The following is a 1,481-nucleotide window of genomic DNA, read 5'->3' on the forward strand; positions in this document are numbered from 1 at the left end:
AAACTCATTTAAATCACTTTGCTATTAAGTACAAATTGATTCTTAGAGCGAACCAGATTGCTTGGCAGGAGCTTAAAAATATGGCAGCTTAAAATTGACCGTGCGTAACATGAGTCACTAAAATCGAGTTCAGTATCGGCCACACTAGTCGCAGCCGCGGTAGCTGCCGTTACTGCAAGTGCTAAACCTATCCCGGCCAGAATGCCAATAGGGGCCAAAACCCCAGTTAAGGTTAAGGCGATGCTAATAACAGCTAGCAATGCTACTCCTAGAACTATCAAAGGGCCTTTATTTCGTTCAAGAAAGGATTGATTCATTTCTTTTTGCATGGCCTCATAACTTGCAAAACCTTTTCGTACCGCATAGTCATCGATAGACTTATCCAGTGTAGGTAAAGTAGCAAGAATTGGATGGTTTTTATATTTGGCAACGAATGCTTCAACATCCTCGATACGTTTATCTTTAAAAAAATCAACATCGGTAAAGGCACCAATCATCTGGGTATTTAATTCTTTTAATAGATCAGCCCTTTCTTTAGTTTTTGATTTATCGGCAAGCAAACGCACCCAGAGGGTATAAACATCTAATAATTTATTAAGTTTAGCATCGCGATCATCAAGGTTATGATCCGGAGTTATACGCTCAGCGAGAGCCTGGAATTGAGGAAAATCAATAGCGCCTTGCTCATTAAATAAAGGCGTCAGCAATTTTTGTATGGATTCTGAATGCAGCTCCTTGGCCATTTCCGCAACGACCATCTGGCTATCAATAGCTTTACCATTCTTTTTTGGTAAGAAAGCTGGATGGGTCAAAAAGGTCACCTCACGCTCGCTGGGTGCCTTATTCACATCGCGGATGATGGTCAAAGCATAATTAAGAGGACGTTGCTCAACTGGGATAGTAAGATCAGAATCATCTCTTAAATAACCAAGCGAAAAACCACAATGACGGCCATTATCGTCATCGTAGGCAAACGCTAGCGTGTCGAAATAATTTTTCAGTGTGCCTTCTTCAGAAGCACTCATAGTAGTTTCAATGAATATGGGGGTAGCTTTTATCCTACTTTCAGTGAAGACGCCACCATAAAAATCCCCTTGCGTGTAGGACAATTCTTTATCTTTCAGATGACTGGTATCCGCTAAACGTTTTTTCATCCCCGCCACATTACCCGAAAAATTTACATAACAAATCCGAGGGAGATCTTTCGCCACTTGTTGATCATAAGCTTCGCGCTTTTGGACTCCATAGTATCCAGGAGAAAGGCCTAAGGCATTAACAACGTCAACATAATTACCACTTATTTTTTTTAAAATAGTCATCATAGCGCCCTTTATTTGTTGCCTATAGGGACAGTATAAAGAAACAGGGCCACCTCATGAAAAAAATCTAGCTTAAATCGGTAAATAATGAGAGGCTAGCTTCATTTAAATGGATATAGGAATGAAGCTGGAAGAAGGATTTTTAGATTTTTTTATTTCACT

1 protein-coding gene is annotated in these 1,481 nt (G+C 40.0%); it reads right to left on the reverse strand.

Translation table 11 applies throughout. The features are described 5' to 3' along the window. Positions 1 to 8: 8 nt before the first annotated feature. Positions 9 to 1,322, reverse strand: coding sequence for a hypothetical protein (locus tag ELY15_RS15740; protein ID WP_148111256.1), 1,314 nt, complete (start codon positions 1,320 to 1,322; stop codon positions 9 to 11). Between the last annotated feature and the right edge of the window lie 159 nt (positions 1,323 to 1,481).

The organism is Legionella sp. km772 (genome assembly GCF_003989735.1).
Lineage (GTDB): Bacteria > Pseudomonadota > Gammaproteobacteria > Legionellales > Legionellaceae > Legionella.